25 protein-coding genes are annotated in these 24,780 nt (G+C 64.4%); 13 read left to right on the top strand and 12 right to left on the bottom strand.

The window, feature by feature from the left end; translation table 11 throughout:
• The first annotated feature begins 343 nt into the window (after positions 1-343).
• Positions 344-1,717 (top strand): glutamine synthetase family protein, encoded by a 1,374-nt coding sequence (locus tag EOA49_RS17950; RefSeq protein ID WP_127241442.1) that lies wholly within the window; start codon positions 344-346, stop codon positions 1,715-1,717.
• Positions 1,718-1,719: 2 nt separating this feature from the next.
• The gene (locus EOA49_RS17945; RefSeq protein ID WP_164746883.1) at positions 1,720-3,012 is read left to right on the top strand and encodes an FAD-binding oxidoreductase; all 1,293 of its coding nucleotides are present in this window, start codon (positions 1,720-1,722) and stop codon (positions 3,010-3,012) included.
• 81 nt (positions 3,013-3,093) lie between these two features.
• Here the strand turns inward: EOA49_RS17945 and EOA49_RS17940 are convergent, their stop codons facing one another.
• The 6 genes from EOA49_RS17940 to EOA49_RS17915 form a co-directional block, all read right to left on the bottom strand.
• Complete coding sequence (locus EOA49_RS17940) at positions 3,094-3,600, bottom strand: L-2-amino-thiazoline-4-carboxylic acid hydrolase (protein ID WP_127241440.1); 507 nt, start codon at positions 3,598-3,600, stop codon at positions 3,094-3,096.
• The gene (locus EOA49_RS17935; RefSeq protein ID WP_127241439.1) at positions 3,597-4,376 is read right to left on the bottom strand and encodes an ATP-binding cassette domain-containing protein; all 780 of its coding nucleotides are present in this window, start codon (positions 4,374-4,376) and stop codon (positions 3,597-3,599) included. The genes EOA49_RS17940 and EOA49_RS17935 overlap by 4 nt, the downstream gene beginning before the upstream one ends.
• Positions 4,373-5,251, bottom strand: coding sequence for an ABC transporter ATP-binding protein (locus EOA49_RS17930; RefSeq protein ID WP_127217526.1), 879 nt, complete (start codon positions 5,249-5,251; stop codon positions 4,373-4,375). The genes EOA49_RS17935 and EOA49_RS17930 overlap by 4 nt, the downstream gene beginning before the upstream one ends.
• On the bottom strand, positions 5,248-6,078 hold the full coding sequence (locus EOA49_RS17925) for an ABC transporter permease (protein ID WP_127241438.1): 831 nt from the start codon (positions 6,076-6,078) through the stop codon (positions 5,248-5,250). Before EOA49_RS17925 ends, EOA49_RS17930 begins: the two co-directional genes overlap by 4 nt.
• Complete coding sequence (locus tag EOA49_RS17920; RefSeq protein WP_127243278.1) at positions 6,075-7,061, bottom strand: ABC transporter permease; 987 nt, start codon at positions 7,059-7,061, stop codon at positions 6,075-6,077. The genes EOA49_RS17925 and EOA49_RS17920 overlap by 4 nt, the downstream gene beginning before the upstream one ends.
• A 116-nt stretch (positions 7,062-7,177) precedes the next feature.
• Positions 7,178-8,788: an ABC transporter substrate-binding protein gene (locus tag EOA49_RS17915; protein ID WP_095823541.1), complete on the bottom strand. Its 1,611-nt coding sequence runs from the start codon at positions 8,786-8,788 to the stop codon at positions 7,178-7,180.
• A 342-nt stretch (positions 8,789-9,130) separates the two neighbouring features.
• On the opposite strand from EOA49_RS17915, the gene EOA49_RS17910 reads away from it, so the two are divergent.
• Both EOA49_RS17910 and EOA49_RS17905 read left to right on the top strand, forming a co-directional pair.
• Complete coding sequence (locus EOA49_RS17910; RefSeq protein ID WP_127241781.1) at positions 9,131-10,321, top strand: Xaa-Pro peptidase family protein; 1,191 nt, start codon at positions 9,131-9,133, stop codon at positions 10,319-10,321.
• Positions 10,322-10,505: 184 nt separating this feature from the next.
• Positions 10,506-10,913, top strand: a complete 408-nt coding sequence (locus tag EOA49_RS17905) for a nuclear transport factor 2 family protein (protein WP_067318995.1) — start codon at positions 10,506-10,508, stop codon at positions 10,911-10,913.
• 141 nt (positions 10,914-11,054) lie between these two features.
• Here the strand turns inward: EOA49_RS17905 and EOA49_RS17900 are convergent, their stop codons facing one another.
• Genes EOA49_RS17900 through EOA49_RS17890 form a run of 3 tightly spaced genes read right to left on the bottom strand, consistent with a single transcriptional unit; the run spans position 11,055 to position 13,554 of the window.
• Entirely contained in the window at positions 11,055-11,477 is a 423-nt protein-coding gene (locus EOA49_RS17900; RefSeq protein ID WP_067318993.1) for a cupin domain-containing protein, read from the bottom strand.
• 4 nt (positions 11,478-11,481) lie between these two features.
• On the bottom strand, positions 11,482-12,345 hold the full coding sequence (locus EOA49_RS17895) for a phosphoenolpyruvate hydrolase family protein (RefSeq protein WP_127241780.1): 864 nt from the start codon (positions 12,343-12,345) through the stop codon (positions 11,482-11,484).
• A gap of 12 nt (positions 12,346-12,357) precedes the next feature.
• Positions 12,358-13,554, bottom strand: a complete 1,197-nt coding sequence (locus EOA49_RS17890) for a Tm-1-like ATP-binding domain-containing protein (RefSeq protein ID WP_127241779.1) — start codon at positions 13,552-13,554, stop codon at positions 12,358-12,360.
• Between the two features lie 118 nt (positions 13,555-13,672).
• Here EOA49_RS17890 and EOA49_RS17885 point away from each other — a divergent pair, with 118 nt between their 5' ends.
• The 7 genes from EOA49_RS17885 (at position 13,673) to EOA49_RS17855 (ending at position 20,384) form a co-directional block, all read left to right on the top strand.
• Positions 13,673-14,362: a TetR/AcrR family transcriptional regulator gene (locus EOA49_RS17885; RefSeq protein ID WP_127243277.1), complete on the top strand. Its 690-nt coding sequence runs from the start codon at positions 13,673-13,675 to the stop codon at positions 14,360-14,362.
• A 352-nt stretch (positions 14,363-14,714) separates the two neighbouring features.
• Complete coding sequence (locus EOA49_RS17880) at positions 14,715-16,031, top strand: extracellular solute-binding protein (protein WP_066989980.1); 1,317 nt, start codon at positions 14,715-14,717, stop codon at positions 16,029-16,031.
• 68 nt (positions 16,032-16,099) lie between these two features.
• Entirely contained in the window at positions 16,100-17,005 is a 906-nt protein-coding gene (locus EOA49_RS17875) for a sugar ABC transporter permease (RefSeq protein ID WP_095780122.1), read from the top strand.
• Between the two features lies 1 nt (position 17,006).
• Positions 17,007-17,963 (top strand): carbohydrate ABC transporter permease, encoded by a 957-nt coding sequence (locus EOA49_RS17870; protein ID WP_066989974.1) that lies wholly within the window; start codon positions 17,007-17,009, stop codon positions 17,961-17,963.
• Positions 17,960-18,181 carry a hypothetical protein gene (locus tag EOA49_RS17865; protein ID WP_066989971.1) on the top strand — a complete coding sequence of 74 codons (222 nt, stop codon included), beginning with the start codon at positions 17,960-17,962 and terminating at the stop codon, positions 18,179-18,181. The genes EOA49_RS17870 and EOA49_RS17865 overlap by 4 nt, the downstream gene beginning before the upstream one ends.
• Positions 18,178-19,281, top strand: coding sequence for an ABC transporter ATP-binding protein (locus EOA49_RS17860; protein ID WP_127216769.1), 1,104 nt, complete (start codon positions 18,178-18,180; stop codon positions 19,279-19,281). The genes EOA49_RS17865 and EOA49_RS17860 overlap by 4 nt, the downstream gene beginning before the upstream one ends.
• Complete coding sequence (locus EOA49_RS17855; RefSeq protein ID WP_127243276.1) at positions 19,281-20,384, top strand: ABC transporter ATP-binding protein; 1,104 nt, start codon at positions 19,281-19,283, stop codon at positions 20,382-20,384. The genes EOA49_RS17860 and EOA49_RS17855 overlap by 1 nt, the downstream gene beginning before the upstream one ends.
• Positions 20,385-20,417: 33 nt before the next feature.
• Here EOA49_RS17855 and EOA49_RS17850 read toward each other — a convergent pair whose 3' ends face one another.
• Positions 20,418-20,849 (bottom strand): DUF4437 domain-containing protein, encoded by a 432-nt coding sequence (locus EOA49_RS17850; RefSeq protein ID WP_095800605.1) that lies wholly within the window; start codon positions 20,847-20,849, stop codon positions 20,418-20,420.
• Between the two features lie 110 nt (positions 20,850-20,959).
• Entirely contained in the window at positions 20,960-21,925 is a 966-nt protein-coding gene (locus EOA49_RS17845; RefSeq protein WP_067318977.1) for an AraC family transcriptional regulator, read from the bottom strand.
• A gap of 135 nt (positions 21,926-22,060) precedes the next feature.
• Here EOA49_RS17845 and EOA49_RS17840 point away from each other — a divergent pair, with 135 nt between their 5' ends.
• On the top strand, positions 22,061-23,275 hold the full coding sequence (locus tag EOA49_RS17840; RefSeq protein WP_127243275.1) for an MFS transporter: 1,215 nt from the start codon (positions 22,061-22,063) through the stop codon (positions 23,273-23,275).
• 61 nt (positions 23,276-23,336) lie between these two features.
• Here the strand turns inward: EOA49_RS17840 and EOA49_RS17835 are convergent, their stop codons facing one another.
• Positions 23,337-23,684 (bottom strand): GFA family protein, encoded by a 348-nt coding sequence (locus EOA49_RS17835; protein ID WP_067318968.1) that lies wholly within the window; start codon positions 23,682-23,684, stop codon positions 23,337-23,339.
• A gap of 113 nt (positions 23,685-23,797) precedes the next feature.
• On the opposite strand from EOA49_RS17835, the gene EOA49_RS17830 reads away from it, so the two are divergent.
• The coding region (locus EOA49_RS17830) for an amidase (protein WP_127243274.1) at positions 23,798-24,780 on the top strand (983 nt) is incomplete at its 3' end.

Here is a 24,780-nt window from a genome sequence, read left to right as displayed (position 1 = left end):
AACCATAGGCCAGGTTCCTTGAAGAGGTTTGCCGCGCAATGGCAAAAAGACGCTCCAGCTCTCGGCTGTTTTCAATTTCGGCCGCAAGAAACCGTCTTTCGGCGGGGCATCACTAGTCATGCGCTGTTGCCGGCACGAGAATCTGCAACGCGCGGAGGAGACCAAGGTCGGTTCCCACGTCGTTCGCGACGGCTGGACCGAGGGGGTATGCGGAGCGCTCGATCCGGCCTGTTGGCCGGCCATCAGGCGGGCGTCCGTCGTTCAGATCACGTAGCTTACTCAGCGCTCAAACCGAAACGGACGTGCCCGCCGAAGCGACTTCTCCTTCGTACGGACATGACCGATGCCTGACAAACTGAATTCCTCATTTCCCAGCGCCGATCCGCAAAGCTGGCTGACCACGCATGGAATAAGCGAGGTCGAGTGCCTCGTGCCCGATGTCAACGGTGTGCTGCGCGGCAAGGCCTTGCCGGCGGCCAAGTTCCTGAAGTCGCTCGAGGACCGTGCGCTCTACCTGCCGAGCAGCGCTTTCCTGGTCGCGATCGACGGCCGCTATTCCGGCTCCATCGATGAAGGGTTCGCGTATCAGGACCCCGACATGCGCATGGTGCCCGACCTGTCGACGCTCAGCCTTGCGCCCGGCGGCAGGGTCGGCAAGGCCTATGTCTTTGCCGATACGTTTCACATGGACGGACGGCCGTCGATGGCTTCGCCGCGCCATGTGCTGAGGGCCGTGCTCGATCTTTACCGCCGGCGTGGCTGGCACGCCGTGACGGCGCCGGAGCTCGAATTCTACCTCACGGCGCCAAATCCCGATCCGGATCGGCCGCTGACCGCGCCGGTCGGGCGCAATGGACGGCCGGAAAGCGTGCAGCATCCCTATGACATGCAGGCGCTGGAGGAGTTCGAAGCGGTGACGCGTCGCCTCTATGAGCACGCCGCGGCGGCCGGCCTGCCGCTCGACACGCTGATCCATGAATCCGGCACGGCGCAGCTCGAGATCAACTTCCTCCATGGCGACCCGCTGGCGCTGGCCGACAAGGTGCTGTTGTTCAAGCGTATGGCCAGGCAGGCGGCGCAAGCGAGCGGTATGCACGCCACCTTCATGGCGAAGCCGATCGCGGCGCAGGCCGGCAGCTCGATGCATCTTCACATGTCCATCATCGACGAAGGCGGCGAGCCCCTGTTTGCCGGCAAAGACGGCGAGGACACAGAAATGTTCGCGCACTTCATCGGGGGCCTGCAGAAATACGTGCCTGAAATCATGCCGCTGTTTGCACCGAACGTGAACTCGTATCGCCGCATCCGGCCGGGCCACAGCGCGCCGGCCAATATCGAGTGGTCGCATGACAACCGCTCCTGCGGCTTGCGGGTGCCAATGGGCGGGCGCGCCGCGCGGCGGGTGGAGAACCGGCTGCCCGGGGCCGACGCCAATCCCTACCTCGCCATGGCCGGCTCGCTCATCGCCGGATATCTCGGCGTCGAGGAGAAGCTGGCCCGCTCGCCGGAGGCCTTCGGCAACGCCTATCGCAGCCAGAGCACGCTGCCCAAGACCATGGAGGAAGCGCTCGACCGTTTCGCCGCCTGCGAGCCGGTGCGGGTGCTGCTCGGGGAGGATTTCTTCCAAACCTATCTGCGCGTGAAAAGCGTAGAGCTCGACCTGTTCCAGACCGTGGTGACGTCGTGGGAACGCGACCATCTGCTGCTCAAGGTGTGACCATGGCTTCGACGGGTTTCAATTCCGGTCTTGATATCGGCAAATCCTATTATGTGGCGACTGCCAATCCGGCGCCGGACCATCCGGCGCTTACCGGCGATGCAGAAGCCGACCTGGTGGTCGTCGGTGGCGGCTGCACCGGGCTTTCGGCGGCGCTCCATGCGGCCGAACGCGGCCTTAAAGTGGTGCTGCTCGAAGGCGGCAAGATCGGCTGGGGTGCCTCTGGGCGCAATGGCGGCCAGATAATCCCCGGTCTGCGCAAGGGCGCCAAGGAGCTGGTCAGAGCGTTCGGGCCGGAGCGGGCGAAGGCGCTGTTCGACCTCGCCTTCGAGGCGCGAGGCTTGGTGCTCGACATTATCGAGCGCCACGGCATCGAGTGCGACTTGCGGCTGACCGGCCATCTGGTCGGCGCGGTCAACGGCTCCGACATGCGCGAATTCGAGGAAGAGGCCGAGTGCCTCGCCAAAGTGATGGACTTCCCGCATGTCGAGATCCTGTCGGCGGCGGAGGCGCGGCGCATGGTCGATACGCCTTATCTCGGTGCATCCTTCGAGACGCTCGGCGGACACATGCATCCGCTGAACTACACGCTGGGGCTCGCTGGGGCCGCTTCTGCCGCTGGCGTCACCATCCACGAGAACTCGGTCGCCGTCCGGCTGGAGCGCGAACCCTTTATCCGGGTGTTCACCGACAAGGGCTCGGTCCGTGCCAGGCATGTGGTGCTGGCCGGCGATGCGCTGCTCAACGGGCTCGAGCCGCGCGTCAACAGCCGCATCATGCCGATCGGCAACTACATCGTCGCCACCGAGCCGTTGGGCGCGCGCAACGTCATCCCGTCCAACGCCGCGGTTTCGGACACGCTTTTCGTGGTCAATTACTACCGCATGTCCGCGGATGGCCGCCTGCTGTTCGGCGGCGGCGAGCGCTATACGCCCTCGCCCCCCGCCGACATTGGCGGCTTCGTGCGGCCGCATATGGAAAAGACCTTCCCACAGCTTAGGGGGTGCCGGATCGACCATGCCTGGGGCGGGCTCGTGTCTGTGACGACGTCGCGCCTGCCGCATGTCGGGCATTATGGCGAGGTCTATTTCGCGCATGGCTATTCCGGCAAGGGCGTCATCCTGTCGACGCTGTCGGGCAAGCTGCTCGCGGAAGCGATCACCGGCGACGCCTCGCGGCTCGACCTGTTCTCGACGCTGACGCCGCTGCCGTTCCCCGGCGGCACGGCGCTGCGCGGGCCGCTCTATGTGCTCGGCATGCTGTGGTATGCGATGCGCGATCGACTCAGGCGTTGAGCGCCGACTTTCCCGTCGGTGCCAGCGACGAATCCGGCGCGGAACTGCACGTCTTCGGCCGAAAGTCAAATCGTCGGCTCGCTAGGTGTCGCGGTTGGTCAGCGCGATGTGGCAGCAGCCGGAGCCGTGGCCCGGCGTCCAGGTCACGTTGGCGAAGCGCACGCCGGTTGCTTCGAACAGTCCGCGGTCGAAGGCGCCGGCGATGCGGCAGAGCGTGGCAAGCTTTTCCTCGCCGACGCCGGCCTCGATCCAGGCATCCTTCAGCGGGCAGCGCTTCACCTTGAAAGCGATGCGGTCCGGCCTGCGCTCGACGTCGGTCGGATACATGCGCCCGCCATCCGGGCTGACGGAAAGGAACGCCTCGCCGATCGCCAGCGCATCATTGGGGCCGAAACCGGCGAAAGCGGCCGCTGCAACTTCCCGGCCGCGCTTTTCGATGGTGCGGATCATTAATGCTTCGGCCTTCTCGGCGCCAAGCTCGGCGGTCAACTCATCGAGGAAGAGGCGATAGAGATCGCCCCGGTAGCGAAAGGCGGAGTCGAGCTCGCGCGACAGTTTTTCGGCAATGGCTGCGTCGGAGTCGGTCATGGTGTTTTGATCCTATTCAGCCTCGGGGTTGCCGCCACCAGCGCCTTGCCGACCGCCGATTGCGGGCTGGCGATGACGGTGCGGGCGTCGCCGCTCTCGGCGACCCGGCCGGCATCGAGGAGAACGATGCGATGCGCGAGGGCGCGGATTACGCCGAGATCATGCGAAATGAAGAGATAGGCGATCCGTTCCTGTCTTTGCAGGTCGAGCAGCAAGTCCAGGATCTGTCCGCGCACCGAAACGTCGAGCGCCGAGACCGCCTCGTCGAGGACGATCAGCGACGGTCGGGTGGCGATGGCGCGGGCGATCGCTACCCGCTGGCGCTGGCCGCCGGAAATCTCGTGGATCGCGCGCGCGGCAAGGCCGGCATCGAGGCCGACCCGCTCCAGGAGGGCTGCGATGCGGCGCGGGCGCTCCGAGCGCGAGGCGATGCCGTGGATGCGCAACGGGTCGTCCAGCGCACGCGCCACGGTGGAGCGCGGGTTAAAGGCGGCGAGCGGATTCTGGAAGACCATCTGGAGGCGGGCACGGCGGGCGCGCAACGCGGCGCCCGACAAGTTAAGGAAGTCTGTGCCCTCGAATTGGATGCGCCCGGCGTCGGGCTCGAGCAGGCGCAGCACCAGCCGCGCAACGGTCGACTTGCCACTGCCGGACGGACCGGCGAGGGCCAGCGTTTCAGCCGGGCCGATCTCAAACGAGACATCGTCGACGGCCGCAAAGGGTTTGCCGCCGCGGCGATAGCGCTTGGAGAGATTGGAGACGGCGAGCACGGTCATGCCGGGGCGCCTTGCCGGTCAAGAAGCGGCCTGGCGTCGAGACCGAGATGGGCATCGAGCAGCGTGCGCGTATAGGCATGGCGCGGCGCGTTAAGGATCTGGTCCGTGTCGCCCAATTCGACCAACTCGCCATGACGCAGCACCGCGATGCGTTCGGCGAGCGTGGCGGCGAGCGCGATGTCGTGGCTGATGAAGGCGAGCGTCAGGCCGTCCTCGTTGACCAACCCGCGGATCAGGGAAACGATCTCGGCCTGGACGATGGTGTCGAGCGCGCTGGTCGCCTCGTCGGCAATCAGCAGTTTCGGGGCGGCGGCGATGGCCGCTGCGATTGCAACGCGCTGCTTCTGGCCGCCGGACAGCTGGTGCGGATAGGCGCGCAAGACGGCTTCGGAGTCGGGCAGGCGGACGCGCTCGAGCAGGGTTTTGGCTTTGGCATAGGCCTCGCGCCAGTTGAGGTTGAGATGCGTGCGTGCGACCTCGGCGATTTGCTTGCCGACCGGCATCACCGGGTCGAGGCTGAAGGAGGGGTCCTGGAAGACGAAGCCGATGTCGCGGCCACCAATGGGCTGAAAATGCGGAGGCTGGCGATCCTGCGCACCCCCCTCTATCCCGCCGGACGACTGGACGGAGGGGGGTGTGAGGGAATGAGACGATCGAGGTTTCTGCCACTCGATCGAACCTCCAACCTCGGCCGCTTCCGCCAACAATCCCGCAACCGCCAGCGCCAGCGTGCTCTTGCCCGAGCCGCTCTCACCGATGATCGCAAGGCGTTCCCCGGCTTCCACATCAAGGCTGATGCCCTTCAGCGCCGTTACCTCGACGCCGTCGCGCCGATACCGCACGGTCAGATCGCGGATCGAAAGCAGCGCAGTCACGACAGGCTCCTGCGTACCGCGGTGCTTTCCACCACGCCCTCGCCGGCGAGGTAAATGCCGAGAACGGTCAGCACCAGCGCGATACCGGGAACGATCGACAGGAAAGGCGCGGTGCGCAAGACAGTGCGGCCTTCGGCGATCATGCCGCCCCAGGTGACGCGGTTGGGATCACCGAGGCCGAGGAAGGAAAGCGCTGCTTCGGTGAGGATGGCGGCCGCGACGATCACCGAGGAAAGCGCCAGCACCGGCGGCAGCGCATTGGGGAGCACCTCGCGAAAGGCAATCTCGAGCGCATGCATGCCGATGACGCGAGCGCCGGCGACATAGTCGCGCTCGCGGATCGACAGGACTTCCGCGCGCGCCACCCGCGCCGGCCCGGTCCAGGCGCCGAGCGCGATGGCCGCGATCACCACACCAAGCGAGGGGCCGACGATGCTGACGAAGGCCAGCGCCAGCAAAAAACTCGGCACAGTCTGGAAGGCGTCCGTGATGCGCATCAGCACCTCGTCGATCAGGCCCCCGGCGAAACCGGCCAGCGTGCCCACCACCGCGCCGACCAGAAGCGCAGCTGCGGCCGCCGCTAGTCCAACCGCCAGCGAGGTGCGCGCGCCGTGGAAAAGTTCGGCCAGCACGTCGCGGCCGAGCCGGTCGGTGCCGAGCGGCAGCGACCAATTTTGCAACGGCGGCAGCAAGGCCGGGCCGGCGATCGCTTGCGGGTCGCCCGGAAAGAGCAGCGGCGCTGCCAGCGCGATCGCGACGAGCAAGGCGAGGATGAGTGCGCCGGCGATCGCTTCCGGCGTCTGGAAAAAGCGATGCAGCCTCTTCATGCGACCGCCTCGCCGGCACCGACGCGCGGATCGAGGAAGGCGTAGGCGAGATCGACCAGGAGGTTGATGACGATAACGAGCACGGCGCTCACCAAAATGATGCCGAGCAGCAGCGGCGTGTCGCGTCCGGCGACGGCTTCCTGCGCCAGCCGGCCGAGGCCGGGGACGGCAAAGACGCTTTCGATGACAACGCTGCCGCCCAGCATCTGCGCCGATTGCAAGCCGAGCATGGTGACCAGCGGCAGCAGCGCGTTGCGGGCGACATGCGCAAGCACGATGCGCCGGCGCGGCAAGCCCCTGGCACGGGCGGCAAGCACGAAATCCTGCCGCCAGGCTTCCGCCATGCCGGCGCGCATCATGCGCAGATAGAGCGCGAGATAGATGACGCCGAGCGCCGAGACCGGCAGCACAAGATGGGTGGCGATGTCGCCGGCCCGCGCCACCCCGGTCTTGGCCGATGCGATGGTCTCGATGCCGCCGATCGGCAGCCAGCGCAGGTCGACGGCAAAGACGACGATCAGGACAAGGCCGAGCCAGAACCCCGGCACGGCGTAGAGCGCCAGCGAGCCGATCGACAGGAAGCGGTCGCGAAAACTGCCGGGACGCGCACCGGCATAGATGCCGAGCGCCGAGCCGAGGCCGAAGGAGAGCGCGGTGGCGCTGCCCATCAGGATGAGTGTGGTCGGCAGGCGTTCGAGGATGACGTCGAGGATCGGCCGCGAGAAGGTGACGGACTGGCCAAGGTCGAGGTGCAAGAGCGCCCAGAGATAGTTGGCGAGCCGGGTCAGTTCCGACTGGTCGAGGCCCCAGCGGTGGCGCAGCAATTCGATCATGCCGGCGTCGCCGCCGGTCGAGACGATATAGGCGTCGACCGCGTCGCCGGGGGCAGCTTCGAGCAGCAGGAAGCTGCCGATGACGACGATCAGCAGCACGAAGACGCTGCCGACGAGACGGCGGCGCAGGAGGGTGAGGGCTCGGGTCATGGCGACGCCATATCAGGGCCAACCCTTGGATGCCGCGTCCGGCAGGACAGAGGGGGGCGCGACGGAACTCTCATTCTCAAAGCTCAGCACCCAGGCAGGCAATCCGCAAGTGCGGATCAACCCGCCAAAAAGGTGTCCGCCCAGTTCGATACCGCCCAGCGCGGGTTGTTGGCGATGTTGCCGACAGTGTCGCGGGCGACGGAAATGAAGCTCCACTCGGCGACGTTGATCAGCGGCAGGTCGGCCGCCACCATTTTCTGGAATTCCTTGTAGAGCTCGGTGCGGGCGGATGTGTCGAGCGTCTCTGACGCTTTGGCGATCAGCGCATCCAGGTCGGCGTTCTTGTAGCCGCCCTGGTTGGAGAAGGGCACGCCGTCGGGGATGCCGCTCTGCACCAGGATGGTGGTCGAGATCGCCGGGTCGCCGCGGAACACCGGCGGGCCGACGGCGAGGTCGAAGGCGTGGTCGGTATAGACCGCCTTCATATGGGCGGCCGAGTCGTTGTTGACGATTTGGGCGTCGATGCCGATTACGGCCAGCGCCTGGCGCAGGTAATCGCCGAACTGCTTGGTCTCATTGAAGTACGGCGCCGGCAGCAGCTTCAGTGCAAAGCGCTTGCCGTCGTCGGCCCGTTTGTAGCCGGCCTCGTCGAGCAGCTCGTTGGCCTTGGCGACGTCGAAGGGGTAGATCGGGACGTCGGCAGTGTAGAATTGCGGATCGTTCTTCGGCACCGGACCGGTTGCGGTCGCGGCGTAGCCGAGGAAAATTGTCTTGACGACGAAATCCTTGTCGATGGCATGCGCGATCGCCTGCCGCACTTTCAGGTCCGCCAGTTCCTTGCGGCGATGGTTGATCTCGACGACGAGCTGGTAGGTTAGCCCCTCATAGCCCTTGGTGATGACCTTCAGGCCCGGCACCTTTGAGATGCGGTCGAGGTCGGCGAGCGGCACGGCGGAGAAGGCGGCGAGCTGGATTTCTTCCGCCTCGAGCGCCGCAGCCGCAGAGGTTCGGTCGGGCAGCACCTGGTAGACGATCTCGTCGAGATAGGGCTCGTCCTTGTCCCAATAGGCATCGTTCCGCGCAAGCCGATAGTACTGGCCGGCCTTGTATTCGGCGAATTTGAACGGGCCGGTGCCGACAGGAGCGTTGTTGGCCGGGTTGTCCTCGATCTTGCCCACCTCATAGACGTGCTTCGGCACGACGCTGCTCAATGCCGGCAGCGCGTTGCGGATCAGCTGGAACGGCGTCGGCTTGGCGAATTTGAACACGGCCGTCAGCTTGTCGGGCGTGTCGACGGCTTCAAGGTCCTTGAACACCGTGCGGCCGAGATTCTGCAGAGGCTTCCAGACCTGCAGCGCGGAGAAGGCGACGTCGGCGGAGGTGAAGGGCTTGCCGTCATGCCATTTGACGCCGTCGCGCAACTTGAAGGTCACCGACCGGCCGTCGGCCGAGCCTTCCCAGGAAAGCGCAAGGCGCGGCTGAAGCCCGTCCTTGCCGTCGAAGGAGGCCTCGGCCAGCGTCTCGACCACCTTGCTGGAGATGAAGAAGACGCCGTTGGAAGCGACAATAGCCGGATTGAGGTTGCGCGGCTCGGAGTCGGCGGCCACGATCAACCTGCCACCCTTCTTCGGCGTCTGCGCCCGGCCGATGGCCGGCAAGGCGGTCGAGGCCAGAAGCAGTGCCGAGCCGGCCAGCAGGCCGCGGCGTGAAATCGGCAATCCGGACATCCTCAAGCTCCCCTCTTCACCCGCGACCGGCGCGGGCAACCTCAAAATCAGCGGGATTATGGCCCTTGGCAAAGGTTTCGCCAGAGACGGATTTGGCGCATGCTGGCTTGGCTCTGAAATTTTCGTCCGCTGGACCAGTTATATTCGGGCTGCGGTCGCGGCTATCTGGTAGGACCAGACTAAGCCGTACGCGGCCTCAAGCCAAGTAGGAGAGGGCGGGATCAGCCGGATGCTGTCAATTCTGGCTGGACCAAAACGGTCAAGATGGTGCAGATTTGGCCGCAAACGGCAGTTTCATCATGTTTGACTGCTTGAGCGGCCGAGGAAATCAGGGAGGGAAAGATGAACATCGCTCCGGGCAAAACCGAGGCCAGCGGCATCCCGTTCGACCAGGCTCGGGTGGACCGGCTGATGGAGGAGGCCGGCATCGATGTGCTTTTCGCCACCTCCAAGCACAACACGCAATATCTGCTCGGCGGCTACAAGTTCATCTTTTTCGCGGCGATGGACGCCATCGGCCATAGCCGCTACCTGCCGATCGTCCTTTATGAAAAAGGCGGGCCGGAGCATGCGGCCTATATCGGCAACAAGATGGAAGGCGGCGAGCACGAGAACCATCCGTTCTGGACACCGACATTGCATGCGGCCTGCTGGGGCACGCTCGACGCCGCCAACCTTGCCGTCGAGCATCTGCAGAAGATCGGCAAGCAAGCTGCTCGCATAGGCATCGAGCCTGCTTTCCTGCCGTCGGACGCTTACTCGCTGATCCGCAAGGCACTGCCGGACGCGAAGCTGATCGATGCCACCGGCATGTTGGAGCGCATGCGCGCCATCAAGACCGAGGCCGAACTGGAGAAGCTGCGCACCGCCTCGGAACTAATCACCGATTCGATGCTGGCGACGATCGCCTGGGCGCGCGAGGGCACGACCAAGACCGACATCATCGAGCAGTTACGGCGCGAGGAGACCAATCGCGGCGCGCATTTCGAATATTGTCTGCTGACACTGGGTGCCAGCCACAACCGTGCTGCGTCGAGCCAGGCGTGGAAGCAGGGCGAGGTGCTGTCGATCGATTCCGGCGGCAACTATCACGGCTATATCGGCGACCTCTGCCGCATGGGTATTCTTGGCGAGCCGGATGCCGAGCTCGAGGATCTGCTGTCCGAAGTCGAGTCGGTTCAGCAGGCCGCGTTCTCCAAGGTCAAAGCCGGCACACTCGGCGGCGACATGATCGCGCATGCCGAGAGCGTGCTGAAGGCTTCCAAGGTCGCGGCCTATACGGATTTCTTCGCCCACGGTATGGGGCTGATCACGCATGAAGCGCCGTTTTTGATGACCAACCATCCGGTCACCTATGAAGGCACCTGTGCGGCCAAGCCGCTGGAAAAGAACATGGTGCTTTCGGTCGAGACCACCATGCTCCACCCGACGCAAGGCTTCATCAAGCTCGAGGATACCGTGGCGGTGACCGACACAGGCTATGCGATGTTCGGCGATCGCGGGCGTGGGTGGAACAGGGGCGGGGTCGCCTAGAGCGCGCTCGGGAAACCAATCACTCCGAATGACCGAGTTCAAACCTCGGGGCGGCTTCTGCGGATTGATGGGAAACAAGCTTCGTCGTGCGCGCCCGCCGTCCTGGGTGTATCTTGCTGACTTGAGTTGTGGCCCGGCGCCTCCTACCAGACCGATTACGTCGGGCCGGTAGCAGGAGGAAGTTATGGCAGACGTAACATCAAGAAATCAGAACTCCGAGCTCATTCGGCGGGGTTACGCCGCCTTCAACTCCGGAGACATGGACACGCTTGCGCAAATCATCGACGAGAAATGCACGTGGCATAGCCCGGGAAGGAATCCGATCGCCGGGGACTACAAAGGCCGTGAGGCGACTTTTGCCCAGTTCGGCCGTTATGGCGGGCAAACCCTTGGCACCTTCAGGGCGAATCTTCTGCATGTCATGGAAAGTGAGGACGGACGTGTGGTCGGCGTCCATCGCAATACCGGGGAACGCAACGGCAAACAGCTTGATGTGCTCTGTTGCATCGTCTTCGACATCAGGGCCGGCAAGGTAGTCGATGGCCGGGAACACTTCTACGACCTCTACGCCTGGGATGCATTCTGGGCTTAGCCTGGAGGTGCTATTCGCGTCAACTCGCACGAGACTGTTCGCGATGTCTCCGCACACCTGTTCGCTGGGCCCCCGTACATACCTGGAGAGGTGATTGCGAAGCAAACCGGTGGGCGAATAACGCCCGCAAGCGATTTGCCATCAATTGCTTGCCTCTCGCGGCAGCAGCTTGAAATCCGGCAGGTCACGCAGCGCTAGCTCGGGGCCGGCCGGCGAATAGACGACGAAAAGCTGCATCGGCTGATCGCCCGTGTTGAGCGTCGAGTGGAAGCGGCTTTCCGGCACATAGACGGTGCAGCCGGGACCGACCTTGGCGACCACCGGATTGCCCTTCTCGTCCTCGACCATCTGTTCGCCATGGCCGGAAATCACGAAGATGATCTCCTCCGCGCCTGGGTGGTTGTGGCGGGTGTGCCCCTTGCCGGGCGGCAGGTCGACGACGCCGCCGGAGAAGCGCTCCGCGCCGTTCACTTCCGGCGCGACCGTGAGGGCCAGCTTGCCCCAGTCGAAGCCGAAGGCGCTGACCTCCTTCGGATAAACGAACACCTTGCTCTTGTCGGCCATTGCCTCATCCCTTGCTAGTTGCTGGCATTTTCGCTTTGCCGATTGCCGCTGCCTTGAAATCCGCCGTCTGCCTGGCGATCGCCGCCTCGGCCGGCAGCCGTTCCATCGAGCTTGCGCCGTAGAAGCCGTGCAGTCCTTCGCAGCGCTCGAGGATGTAGCGCGCATCATGGGGCATGGAGATCGGCCCGCCATGGCAAAGCAGGATGACGTCCTTGCGCACCGAGCGCGCGGCGTCGGCAATGGCGTCGATCTCCTCGACGCAGGCATCCAGCGACTTCGCCGAGGTCGCGCCGATCGAGCCGCCTGTGGTCACGCCCATATGGGCTACGACCACGTCGGCGCCCGCCTTGGTCATGGCGCGGGCCTCGTCGGGGTTGAAGACGTAAGGCGTGGTGAGCAGGTCGAGCTTGTGCGCCTCGGCGATCATGTCGACCTCGAGGCCAAAACCCATGCCGGTCTCCTCGAAACTCTGCCGCATGGTGCCGTCGAAGAGGCCGACGGTCGGAAAATTCTGCACGCCGGAAAAGCCCATCGTCTTCAGTTCGGCGAGAAACAGCGGCATGATGACGAAGGGGTCGGTTCCGTTGACGCCGGCCAGCACCGGCGTCTTCTTTACCACCGGCAGCACCTCATAGGCCATTTCCTTGACGATCTCGTTGGCATTGCCATAGGCGAGCAGGCCGGCGGCCGAGCCGCGCCCGGCCATGCGGTAACGGCCGGAATTGTAGATGATGATGAGATCGATGCCGCCGGCTTCCTCGGCCTTGGCCGACAGGCCGGTACCGGCCCCGCCGCCGACGATCGGAACGCCATCGGCGATCATCTTGCGGAACCTTTCCAGTATGGTTTTGCGCGGGATGGCGGCCATGTTTGTCGGATCTCACTTCTTGGCGATGTCGAGGAAAGCCTCGGCCGCGGCCTTGGCGAATGCAGGATCGTTGATGTGCAGCGGCAGGCGCGTCACGATACGGTTCCCGGTCGGCTTGATGGTGTGCTCGATGGCCTCGAACAGCGCCGCATCGGCTTGCGGATTGAAGAAGGCGCCGCCTTCGACATCGAGCGCCGACACGCCTTTTTCCGGGATCAGGAAGCGCACCGGGCCGTCGCAACGGGCGAGGCGGCCGCCGATCCATTCGCCGATCCGGCGGCTCTCCTCGGCGGTAGTGCGCATCAGCGTGACATTCGGATTATGCTCATAGAACAGCCGCCCGCGATATTTGTCGGGGATAGTCGGCGGCGCCCAGAAGTTCACCATGTCGAGCGCGCCGACCGAGCCGACATAGGGCAGTTTCGTGCGAGCAATGGCGCCGAAGCGATCCTCCGTCGCCGGCAGCACGCCGTCGAACAGCAGATCGCAGACCTCGGTTGTGGTGATATCAAGGACGCCGGCGAGCAGGCCGCTATCGGCAAGCTTCTCCATCGAGCGGCCACCTGTGCCGGTCGCATGGAAGACCATGCAGTCATAGTCGGCGCGCAAGTGCTCGACGATTGCCGTGACACAGGGCGTGGTGACGCCAAACATGGTCAAGCCGAGCGCCGGCTTGCCGGCAGTTGACGGGGCCGGCCTCGCCGCCATGCCGGCGATCGCCTGGGCGGCGTTGTGCAGGACGACGCGCGACAGACGATTGAGGCCGGCCATGTCGGTTACCGACGGCATCATGACGATGTCGGAGACATCGACGTAAGGCGCGGTATCGCCGGAGGCCAGCGTCGAGACCACGATCTTCGGTAGACCGAGCGGTAGGGCGCGCATGCCGGCGGTGACAATCGATGTGCCGCCGCCGCCGCCAATGCCGATCACGCCGGCGACGTCGTCGCGCGATTGGATGAAGCGGATAAAGGCGACACCCATGCCGGCAACGGCGAGTCCGCGGTCGTCAGTGCCGAGCACGGCGCCGGCTCCATCGGGATGATGCGCGGCGACCTCGCTTGCCGCGACATCCACGGGGACGGTCGCGCCGCGTGTGCCGATGTCGACGCGGACGACCGAGCCGCCGCCGGCGGCGACGGCGTCGGCCAGGAAGGCAAGCTCCTCACCCTTTGTGTCGGCGGTGCCGACCACATAGATACGCTTCATTCGCCTTTCCCCGTCGTCTCCTCTGTTAGCCGGCCTGCTCGGCGGTGCGGCCTGCCGCTTCGGGCCCGGCGCTTGGTCCGGCCATTGCAATTTTTTGAGACGCGCGTATCGTATTGATATGGATGTCTCACGTCAACAAGCCGCTTCCGATGACGCCGAGCAGCTAAGAGCCGGGAAGGGGGCTCGCGCCCGTACCAGGCGGCTGATGCTGGAAACGGCGACGCGGCTGATGCAGTCCGGCGTGACGCCTTCGGTCAGCGAGGTTGCAGAGGCTGCGGAAGTGTCGCGCGCGACCGCCTATCGCTACTTTCCGAGCCAGGCCGCGCTGGTGCAGGCGGTCGTCGACGAGGGGCTCGGACCGATCCTGACCTGGAAATCGAATTCGAAAGATCCGGAACAGCGGGTCGCCGAACTCTTCGCCTCCGCCATGCCGCGCATCGAGGCTTTCGAGGCGACGTTCAAGGCGGCGCTCAAGCTTTCGCTCGACCAGTGGGCGAGACGGCAGGCTGGCACGCTAGGCGCCGAACCGGCTTTCAAGCGCGGCCATCGGATCGACCTCCTGAAGGACGCGATCGCTCCGCTCAAGGGTCAGCTCAAGCCGCGCCAGTTCAAGCGTCTTGCCCAGGCGCTGTCGATGATGTTCGGTGTCGAGGTGCTGATCGTGCTGAAGGATATTTGGGGGCTGGACAGCCGTGACATGATGGCGGTCGCCGAGTGGGCGGCGGGCGCGCTGGTGCGCGCGGCGGTAGCGGAATCAGGAGCGAAGGCGACTGGAGGTTCGGCACCAGCTGAAATAGACATGTCCTGAATCTGGTTCGACCAGATTGGAGAGGATGTCAACAACAATGACTGCAATACATCGCAGGAGACAAGGTCTCCGCATATCAAGGAGTACGAAAAATTATAGAAAACAGAGGGATGTCGCTTTGAGCGGCTTGTGGAACCGTTTTGGACTGCACAAGAAAGAACTTGACGTCCCTCTTGAATTGGTAATACCAGATCAGGACGCGTAAAGCGGAGCGAAGGTGGAGGTTGCGATCGATTTTTCTGGTCGGGCGAGGAGGCCCGAAACCGGAAATGCCGTCACGGGAGGAACTGCCAGGGCCGACCGCTATGCCGGCCCGCATGACAAGGTAGAAGGCGCACAAGGGAGGAAAACTATGCGCAAGATAGTGACCAGCGTGATCGCTGGTATCGGGCTGGCGCTTGCCTGCGGGACATCCGTCCGCGCGCAAGACAAGGAACTCACCATCTTCTGGGCGGAATGGGATCCGGCGAACTATCTGCAGGAACTCGTCAACGACTACACGGCCGAGACGGGCGTGAAAGTCACGGTGCAGACCACGCCGTGGCCTGATTTCCAGACCAAGGCCTTCACCGAGTTCAACGCGCATGGCGACGCCTACGACATGGTGGTCGGCGACTCGCAATGGCTGGGCGCCGGCTCGACGCAGGGCCACTATGTGGATCTGACCGACTTCTTCAACAAGCATAAGCTTGGCGATGTGATGGCGCCCGCGACCATCAAATATTATGCCGAGTACCCGGGCGGTTCCGGCAAGTACTGGGCGATCCCGCTGGAAGGCGATGCGATCGGCTGGTCTTACCGCAAGGACTGGTTCGAGGACCCGAAGGAGAAGGAAGCCTTCAAGGCGAAGTACGGCTACGACCTCGATGTTCCGAAGACTTATGCGCAGCTGCGCGACATCGCCGAGTTCTTCCATCGTCCGGACCAGAAGCGCTACGGCGTCGCGATCTACACCGACAACTCGTATGACGCGATGGCGATGGGCGTCGAAAGCGCGATCTTCAGCTATGGCGGCGATCTCGGCGACTACGCGACCTACAAGGTCGACGGCATCACCAATTCCAAGGAGGCCGTCGCCGGCCTCGAAATGTACAAGGAACTCTACAAGTTCACGCCTCCCGGCTGGGGCAAGACGTTCTTCGTGGAGGACAACCAAGCCATCACCGGCGGGCTCGCCGCGATGAGCATGAACTTCTTCGCCTTCTTCCCGCCGCTGGTGAACAAAGCCACCAACCCCTATGCCGACGTGACCGGCTTCTTCGCCAACCCGGCCGGTCCGGACGGCAAGCGCTTCGCCGCTCTCGGCGGCCAGGGCATCTCCGTCGTCTCGTACTCGAAGAACAAGGACGAGGCGATGAAATTCCTTGAGTGGTTCATCAAGGACGAGACCCAGAAGAAGTGGGCCGAGCTCGGCGGCTATACCTGCAGCCAGGCCGTGCTGAAGTCGGAGGCCTTCCAGAACGCTACGCCGTATAACAAGGCCTTCTACGACACGATGTTCATGGTCAAGGACTTCTGGGCAACGCCTGAATATGCCGAAGTGCTCGATCAGCTGAACCAGAATATCTATCCGTTCGTGGTCGGCGGCAAGGGCACCGCCCAGGAAGCGCTCGACAAGACCGCCGCCGACTGGAAGGCGACGTTCACCAAATACAACCGCTACAAGTAGGCGTCACAGTCAGAATGCCGGAGGAGGGTTTCCCCTCCGGCATTCCTGTTTTCAGGGAGAACGACCCGTTGGCTTCGGTAGCCCTTACCAATCTTGATCCAGCATCCAGGGCCGCCGCGCGAGGCTGGTCGGATCTGACCATCCGCAACATGTTTATCATCCCGACGCTGGTTTTCCTGATCGTCTTCAACATTTTTCCGCTGATCTATTCGCTCGGCTATTCCTTCACCAACTTCGCCGCGAACCGCAGCGAGCCCTGGCAATTCGTCGGCCTGCAGAATTACCGCGAGCTGCTCAGCGACGATCACATCTGGTCGAACTTCGTCATCACCGCGAAATATGTGATCGTGTCGGTGGCCGGGCAGATGATCGTAGGCTTCGGCCTCGCGCTTCTGCTCAACCGCAGCTTTCCGATGAAGGGCCTGATCACGACCTTGCTGTTGCTGCCGATGATGATGTCGGCGGCGGTCGTCGGCCTGTTCTGGCAGCTGCTCTACAGCCCGTCCTGGGGACCGATCAACTATGTCTTCGGCCTCGGCGACTTCGCCTGGCTCTCCAATCCCGACAGCGCCCTCTACGCGGTCGCGATCACCGACATCTGGATGTGGTCGCCCTTCGTCATGCTGCTGTCGCTCGCCGGCCTGTCGGCGGTGCCGCAGCACCTCTACGAAGCCGCCGCGATCGACCGCGCCAGCTGGTGGTACACCTTCACCCGCATCACGTTGCCGCTGGTCTCGCCGATCCTTTTGATCGCGCTGATCTTCCGCACCATGGAAGCCTTCAAGACCTTCGACATCGCCTACACGATGACGACTCAGCCGACCGCCGAGCTGATCGCGATCCGGCTCTACAAGCAGGCCTTCCAGCAGTGGGATACCGGCAAATCCTGCGCGCTCGCCTACATCGTGCTGATCATGGTGCTGGCCATCACCAACCTCTACGTAAAGTATCTCAACAAGGTGAAGGAGCGCTGAGATGGCCGCCGTCCGCACTTCTTCCGAGGTCGCGCTCAACCGTGTCGCCATCGCCGCGGTGCTGATCGCCACGCTGGTCTTCCTCGCACCGATCTATTGGATCGCCTCGACGGCATTCAAGCCGAAGGAGCTCGCCGTCAGCGTGCCGCCAACCGTGCTGTTCGAGCCCGAGGTGACGCCGTTCGTGCGGCTCTTCACCAAGCGCGTGCAGATGCAGAAGACCGTCGACCCGCAAGTCTACGAAGCCGCGCCCTGGTGGGAAAAGCGCATCTACGACGGCGGCGAGCGGGTACTGAAGGTCGGCAAGGACGTGCAGCTTTCGCAATATCCCGACCGGTTCATGAACAGCCTGATCGTGGCGGTGGTCAGCACCGTTCTCGCCGTCGGCATGGGAACCTTCACCGCCTACGGCTTCTCGCGTTTCAAGATCGCCGGCGAGGCGGACCTTCTGTTCTTCATCCTGTCGACGCGCATGCTGCCGCCGGTGGTCGTCGCCATCCCGATGTTCCTGATGTACCGGGCAGTTGGCCTCAACGACTCCCATATCGGCCTGATCATCCTCTACGTCGCCTTCAACCTGTCCTTCTCGGTCTGGCTGATGAAGGGCTTCATGGATGAGATCCCGAAAGAGTATGAGGAGGCAGCACTTGTCGACGGCTATACGCGCATGCAGGCCTTCTTCAAGATCGTTCTGCCCGAGGCCGCAACCGGCATCGCCGCCACCGCCGTGTTCTGCTTCATCACCGCCTGGAACGAGTACGCTTTCGCGCTGATCATGACCAACCGGCGCGCCCAGACGGCGCCGCCCTTCATCCCGTCGCAGATCGGCTCCGGCCTGCCGGACTGGACCACGATCGCGGCGGGCACGTTCCTGTTCCTGCTGCCGGTTGCGATCTTCACCTTCCTGCTGCGCAACCACCTGCTTCGCGGCGTGACTTTCGGAGCGATCCGCAAATGAGTTTTCGCGCCGTCAACGAGAAGTACCTTTTGCCGGCATCGCAGATCCTCATGGTGCTCGGCATCGTCGCGCTCTGCCAGCCATGGAGCCTCAGCCTGCATTCCTACGGGGTGACGATCATCCTGATCGGGCTGATCGGCTTCAACATCACGTCGAAAATCGCACCGGAGCAGAGAGAGGAAACCGGCGCCGTGACGCATGAGGGGGCCGGGCAGTGACACAGATCGAACTTCGCGGCATCGAGAAATTCTTCGGTGCGGTCCAGGTCATCCATAATCTGAACCTCGCCATCGCCGACAACGAGTTCATCGTGCTGCTTGGACAGTCGGGCTGCGGCAAGACGACGACGCTGCGCGCGATTGCCGGGCTCGAGACGATCGATAAGGGCGACATCCTGATCGACGGCAAGGCGGTGCAGCATCTGAAAGCCGCCGACCGCGACATCGCCATGGTGTTCCAGTCCTTCTCGCTCTATCCGCATATGACGGTGTTCGAGAACATCGCCTTTCCGTTGCGGGCCACGCGCATGAGCAGCGGTGAGGTCGACACCTCGGTGCGCGAGATCGCACGGGTGTTGCGGATCACCGACCTGCTCGACAAGAGGCCGTCTGCGCTTTCGGGCGGCGACATGCAACGCGTGGCGATAGGCCGCGCGCTGGTGCGGCGGCCGAAGGCGATGCTGATGGATGAGCCGATCGGCGCGCTGGACGCCAAGCTGCGCGAGGAAATGCGGGCCGAGATCAAGCGGCTGCACATCAAGCAGGGATCGACCACGATCTATGTCACCCATGATCAGATCGAGGCGATGAGTCTGGCCGACCGCATCGTCATCATGCATGAGGGCTTCATCCAGCAGGTCGGCACGCCGGACGAGGTCTACTCGCACCCGGCAAACCTGTTCGTGGCGCAATTCGTCGGCAGCCCGGTGATGAACATCGCCGAGGCGAGCGTCGCCGATCAGGCCGGCGCCGCCTCCGTCACCGTCGGTGGTGCGCCGGCAGGTTTCGAGTTCCCGCGCGAGCTCCTCTCCAGGCTGAACGGGCATTCCAATGGTGGCTTGACGCTCGGCATCCGTCCGGAAGGCGTGCTCGTCCGGCATGATGCCGCTCCCGGCTACGTGCCGGTCGAAGCGCAGATCATCGAGCCGCTCGGCTCCTTCGACATTGTCGACCTCAAGGTCGGCTCCAAGATGCTGCGCGCCCGCACCAAGGCAGGCTACGTGTCGGGTCCGGGCGAGAAGGTTCATGCCCGCATCGACCCGGAACAGGCGCATTTCTTCGACACGGCAAGCGGCAAGTCGCTGGGAGTAAGGCTGTAATGGCCCATATCGAACTGAAGAACATCACCAAGAAGTTCGGCGGCCATACCGCGCTGACGGGTCTCAACCTCAATATCGCCGATGGCGAGTTCTTCGTGCTTTTGGGCGAAACCGGCGCCGGCAAGACGACGACGCTCCGGATGATCGCCGGCCTCGAGAAACCGACCGAGGGCCAGGTCTTCATCGACGGCGTCGACGTCGCCGACTGGAGCGCGGCCGAGCGCGACGTGGCCTTGGTGCTGCAGCAATATTCGCTCTATCCGCGCTACACGGTGCGGCAGAATCTCGAGTTTCCGCTGAGGCCAAAGATTCGCCGGCTGCCGGATGCCGAGATCAAGGACCGCGTCGCGCGCGCCGCCCGCACGCTGCGCATCGAGCATCTGCTCGACCGCAAGACCGACCGGCTCTCCGGTGGCGAGATGCAGCGCGTCTCGATCGGCCGCGCGATCGTGCGCAAACCACGCGTGTTCCTGATGGACGAGCCGCTGTCGGCGCTCGACGCCAAGCTACGCGAGGCGCTGCGCACGGAGTTGAAGAACCTGCAGATGCAGCTCGGTGCCACCTTCCTGTTCGTCACCCACGACCAGATCGAAGCGATGTCGATGGGCGACAAGGTCGGCGTGCTGAACCATGGCCGCATCGTTCAGACCGGCACGCCGCAGGAGATCTACAACAATCCCCGCGATACCTATGTCGCAAGCTTCGTCGGCTCGCCGCCGATGAACCTCATCGACGGCACGCTGGTCGACGACCGCGCGGTGATGGCGCCGATGAGTTTCGAATTGCCGGTTGGCGGGGGGGCCAGGGCTTCTTGGGGGCTAAAGACGGGGGGCGCGACCGGCGGTCGCCCGCTCGTCTTCGGCATCCGTCCGGAGGACGTCTATCTGGAAGGCGGCGCGCCGGTCGAGGCTAAGGTCCACGATGTCGAGAACCACGGCGTCGAGAAGATCGTGACGCTGAGGGTCGGCGACACGATGCTGAGAGCCACCGTGCCGGCGAGAACCGCCGTCGAGATCGAGCAGCCGGTCCGCTTTGCCTGGAACGCGGACAAGGTGGTGCTGTTCGATAAGGGCAGCGGGGTGAGCCTGCGGCACGCCGGATAGCGGGCGGATCGGCCGATTGCTGTCGGCCTGCACTTACTTCGGCAGATAGGTCTCGTAGGGCGTGTCGTTGATCAGCAGGATCACGCATTCGGTGTCGGACAGGCAGGCATCGTCATGCATCTCGTTGGCTTTCTGGGTCCAGTAGGAGCCCGGCGGCAACTCGACCCTGGTCGCCTCGCCGCCCTGGATCTGCCAATGCGCCCAGAGCCCCTTGATGACCACGGCGCGATAGTCGGCGGTGTGCGCGTGGACCGGTGCGCGCCAGTTCCCGGGAACTTTGAGCAGCGTGCCGGCCGCGCCCTCGGTCCGCGAGCCCCATAGCGGGCCGAGGCGCTGCGGCTGGTCCGGCGCTTCGACGACATAAGGGATCTTGTCGGCCGTCAGATAGCTGTCTTCAAGGCCGAATGCCTGCCCCGGAGAGATGGTGAGCGCGGCGAGCGCAAGCGCTGCGAGTTGATTAGCCATGAGCGGTTCCTCCTCGGCTCAGCTTAGGCAATCCCTGTCGGTGAAGAATGACGCGTCGTCCAAAAGACTTGGCAATTCCTCCAGCGTGGTAGCGTCCTGAACGCCGGCTGTCAGGATTGCTCGCCGCCGCCATTGCGCAGATGGCTCGGCGCGACACCCATCACCCGCTTGAAGGCGCGGCTGAAGGAAGCTTCCGAATCGTAGCCCAGTTTCGCCGCCACGACAGACACCCGCATGCCGTCGCGGGCGAGCCATTGCCGCGCCTGATGCATGCGCACGCGCAGCACATATTTGGCCGGCGTCTCGCCGACCACGGTGGCGAAGCGCTGCGCGAAGGCGGAGCGAGACGCGCCCATCAATCGGGCCAGGGCCCCGACCGTCCAATCCCGGTCGGGCTGCAGATGAATAGCGGCGAGCACCTTGCCGACGTCAGGATTGCGCACCGCGGCGATCCATCCGGTCGCGTCGCCGCAGCCGTTCTCTACCCAGGAGCGGATGATTGTGGCGGCGAGCACGTCAGCCAGGCGGGCGAGAATGCCGCCCGAGCCGACCCGGTCCATCGTCACCTCGCCAGCCATCGCATCGAGCAGATGCTGGATGCCCGGCGCGTTCGCCATCAGCTTATGCGCCTGCATCAGGTCGGGCATCATGTCGAGCAGCGGATGCGAGCCGTCGAGATTGAAATGCATGCTGCCGCAAAACAGCAAGGTCTTGCAGCCGTCGCAGCCGTTGGAGACGTCATAGATGTTCTCGCAGACCGGCTCGATCGTATAGCGGCCGATCGGCACGGGCGGAACGCCCGGCGCGCTCGCCAGCACATGCTCATCGCCACGCGGGATCAAGAGCGCGTCGCCGACAGAGAGCTCGATCCATTCCTTGGCCGGTGAGAACAGCCAGCAGCCCTGTTGGCCGATGAAATGGAACCGCGCCGCCTTCTGCGCGGGGAAGGAAACGGCCCACGGTTCGCCCAGCACGCAGCGGCCATAGTCGACGCCGTCGAGCCGCAATCCGCGCAGCATGTCGGTCAGCGGATCGCCGGACGCCGGGAATGTGGTTTTGGACGAATTGTAATTCATTCCGGCGTTTCTAGCATGGAAACTCCAGCCGGTCACTCCCTATGTTGCACTGCAGCGTCGCGCCAGGCCTGTAACGGGTGGATCCCGAACTGGCGGTCTTCCAAATGGCGCCGCAAAACAGATCGGAGATTTCCCATGACCGAACCCGCCACAGGCGTCATCGATGCCGCTGTTCTCGATAGAACCGAAGCCGAGGAGCGAAGCGAGCCTGTATGGGGCGCGGTGGTCTCGCTGGCGCTCGGCGTGTTTGGCTTGGTGACCGCCGAATTTCTGCCCGCTAGCCTGCTGACGCGGCTGGCGCAGAATCTCGGCGTCAGCGAAGGCGCCGCCGGCCAGGCCGTGACGGCGACGGCCGTCGTCGGCGCGATCGCAGCACCCACGATGGCCATCGTCACCAAGCGGCTGGACCGCAGGCTGGTCATGTGGCTGCTCACCTTGCTTCTGATCGTCTCCAACCTGCTTGCCGCCTTCGCCTCCTCGCTCACAATGCTGCTTCTGGCCCGCGTGGTGCTGGGCGTCGCGCTCGGCGGCTTCTGGTCGATGTCGGCCGCCATGGCGATGCGACTGGTGCCGATGCGGCTGATGCCGCGCGCAATGTCGATCATCCTGACCGGCGTATCGGTGGCGACCGTCACCGCGGCGCCGGTCGGCGCCTATGTCGGCGACATCTGGGGCTGGCGTACGGCCTTCATGATCGCGGCGGTCGTCGGCGCGCTGACGCTGCTTGTACAGCTTGCCACCATCCCCAGCCTGCCGCCGACGGCCGTGGCGAGCTTTCGCACGCTGATCGAGGTATTGAAGCGGCGGACGATCCGCATCGCCCTGCTGGTCGTGCTGCTCGTCGCCTCGGGACAGTTTGCCGGCTTCACCTATGTGCGGCCATTCCTGGAGACGGTGCCGGTCATGCCGATCGAGACCATCTCGCTGGTTCTGCTCGCCTATGGCATCGGCGGCTTCTTCGGCAATTTCGCCGGCGCCTTCCTGGCCGAGCGCAATCTGAAGCTTGCGGTCGGATTGGCGCCGCTGCTGATCGCGCTGTCGGCGCTTGCCATGCTCACCGTCGGCACTTCACCGGTGATTGCGGCAATCGCAGTTGCGGCATGGGGCTTTGCCTTCGGCGCGGTGCCGGTCGGGCTGCAGACTTGGCTGGTGCGCGCCGCTCCCGACCAGGCCGAGAGCGCCGGCGGCCTGATGGTCGCGACGTTCCAGGTGGCGATCGCGCTGGGCGCAGTCTTCGGCGGCCTGCTGGTCGACCATGCCGGCGTCGCCAGCGCATTCGGCTACGGTGCCATGGCAACGCTGCTCGCAGCGCTGGTGACTTTCGCCGTCGGGCCGAAACAGGCTGAATAACCTTGGACGCCGACAAGCCAGTCGGTACGGCCGGCTTGTCGGCAGGGCGATGCAGTCTGGGCTAAGCCGAGCGGCCGTCGAACTCGAATACCTCGATGGCGGCGTGATCGATGCCGTCGAGGCAATTGATGTTGATGTAGGCGCTGCGCTCGCTGCCTTGACTGACATCCTCGGCGAAGGGATGGATGCCGCAAGTCCGGCAGAAGCGATGCGCGATCAAGCCCTTGCCGAAGGTGTATTTGCCGAGGTCGTCGCCCCAGGCAACCAGGCGCATGCTGGCGTGCGGCACGGCCCAAAGCAGCGCCCCCTTGCGCGCGCAGATCGAGCAGTTGCAGCGCACGGCGCCGCCGAGCTCGCCTGCGACCTCGAAAGCCACCTTGCCGCAGTGGCAACTGCCTTTGTACAGCATCAGTCTCTTTCCTATCGCTGGCAGGTGCAAAGGCACCCTTGCCGGGTTATCCATCCGCTAGCCAAATCGGCTGCCTTAAAAGACGTTGCATCCTTGCGGAGTCCGACATCGACATGCAATCCGCGCGCGACCGTCTCGAAATCATCCTGTCACGTCTTGCCAATCGCGCGGCTGACGAAAAGGTCTACGTCAAGCTCTATACCCAAGCGGCGCTCGCCGCAGCGGATGCAGCCGACGCGCGGCAAAGAGCCGGCGTCTGCCTCGGGCCGCTCGATGGCGTGGTGGTGTCGATCAAGGATCTGTTCGATGTCGCCGGCGAGCCGACCCGGGCAGGCTCGCGGATGCTCGCCGGTGCTCAGCCCGCCGCGCAGGACGCGGCGATCGTGCGCCGGCTGCGCCAGGCGGGCGCGGTGATCCTCGGCAAGACCAACATGACCGAATTCGCCTTCACCGCGATCGGCGACAACCTGCACTACGGCACATCGGGCAATGCGGCGGATGCCAGCCTGATCCCGGGCGGTTCTTCATCCGGAGCCGGCGTTGCGGTGGGCGAAGGCAGCAGCCAGGTCTCGATCGGCTCGGACACGGGCGGCTCGGTGCGCATTCCGGCCTCGCTCAACGGCGTCGTCGGCTTCAAGCCGACGGCCCGGCGCGTGCCTTTGGACGGCGCCTTTCCTTTGTCGGCGACACTGGATTCGATCGGGCCGCTCGCCCGCAGCGTCGGTGATTGCGCGGTTGCCGACGCGATCATGGCGGGGGAGGAGCCGATGGCGCTTCAACCGATCCCGCTCGCCGGTCTGCGCATCGGCGTTCCGCGCGGCCGGCTCTTTGATGACACGCAAGCCGACGTCGCCGCGGCCTTTGAGGCGTGCACCAGCCAGATGGAGCGGGCAGGGGCGCGCGTTGCCGATCTATCGATCGATGACCTCATTGGCGGGATGCGCGCGGCGACCATGCGCGCCTCGATCGCGTCGATGGAGGGTGCGGAGGTGCATGCCGACTGGCTGGCGACCGGCGCCTCGGTGCCCGTCGACCCACATGTCAGCGGGCCTTTGTCGCGCGCGCTGACGGTTCCCGCTTCCGCCTATATCAGGAC

This window comes from Mesorhizobium sp. M1A.F.Ca.IN.020.04.1.1 (assembly GCF_003997315.1).
Taxonomy (GTDB): Bacteria; Pseudomonadota; Alphaproteobacteria; order Rhizobiales; family Rhizobiaceae; genus Mesorhizobium.
The sequence above is the reverse complement of the archived record's forward strand: the minus strand, read 5'-3'. Positions and strand labels throughout refer to the sequence as shown.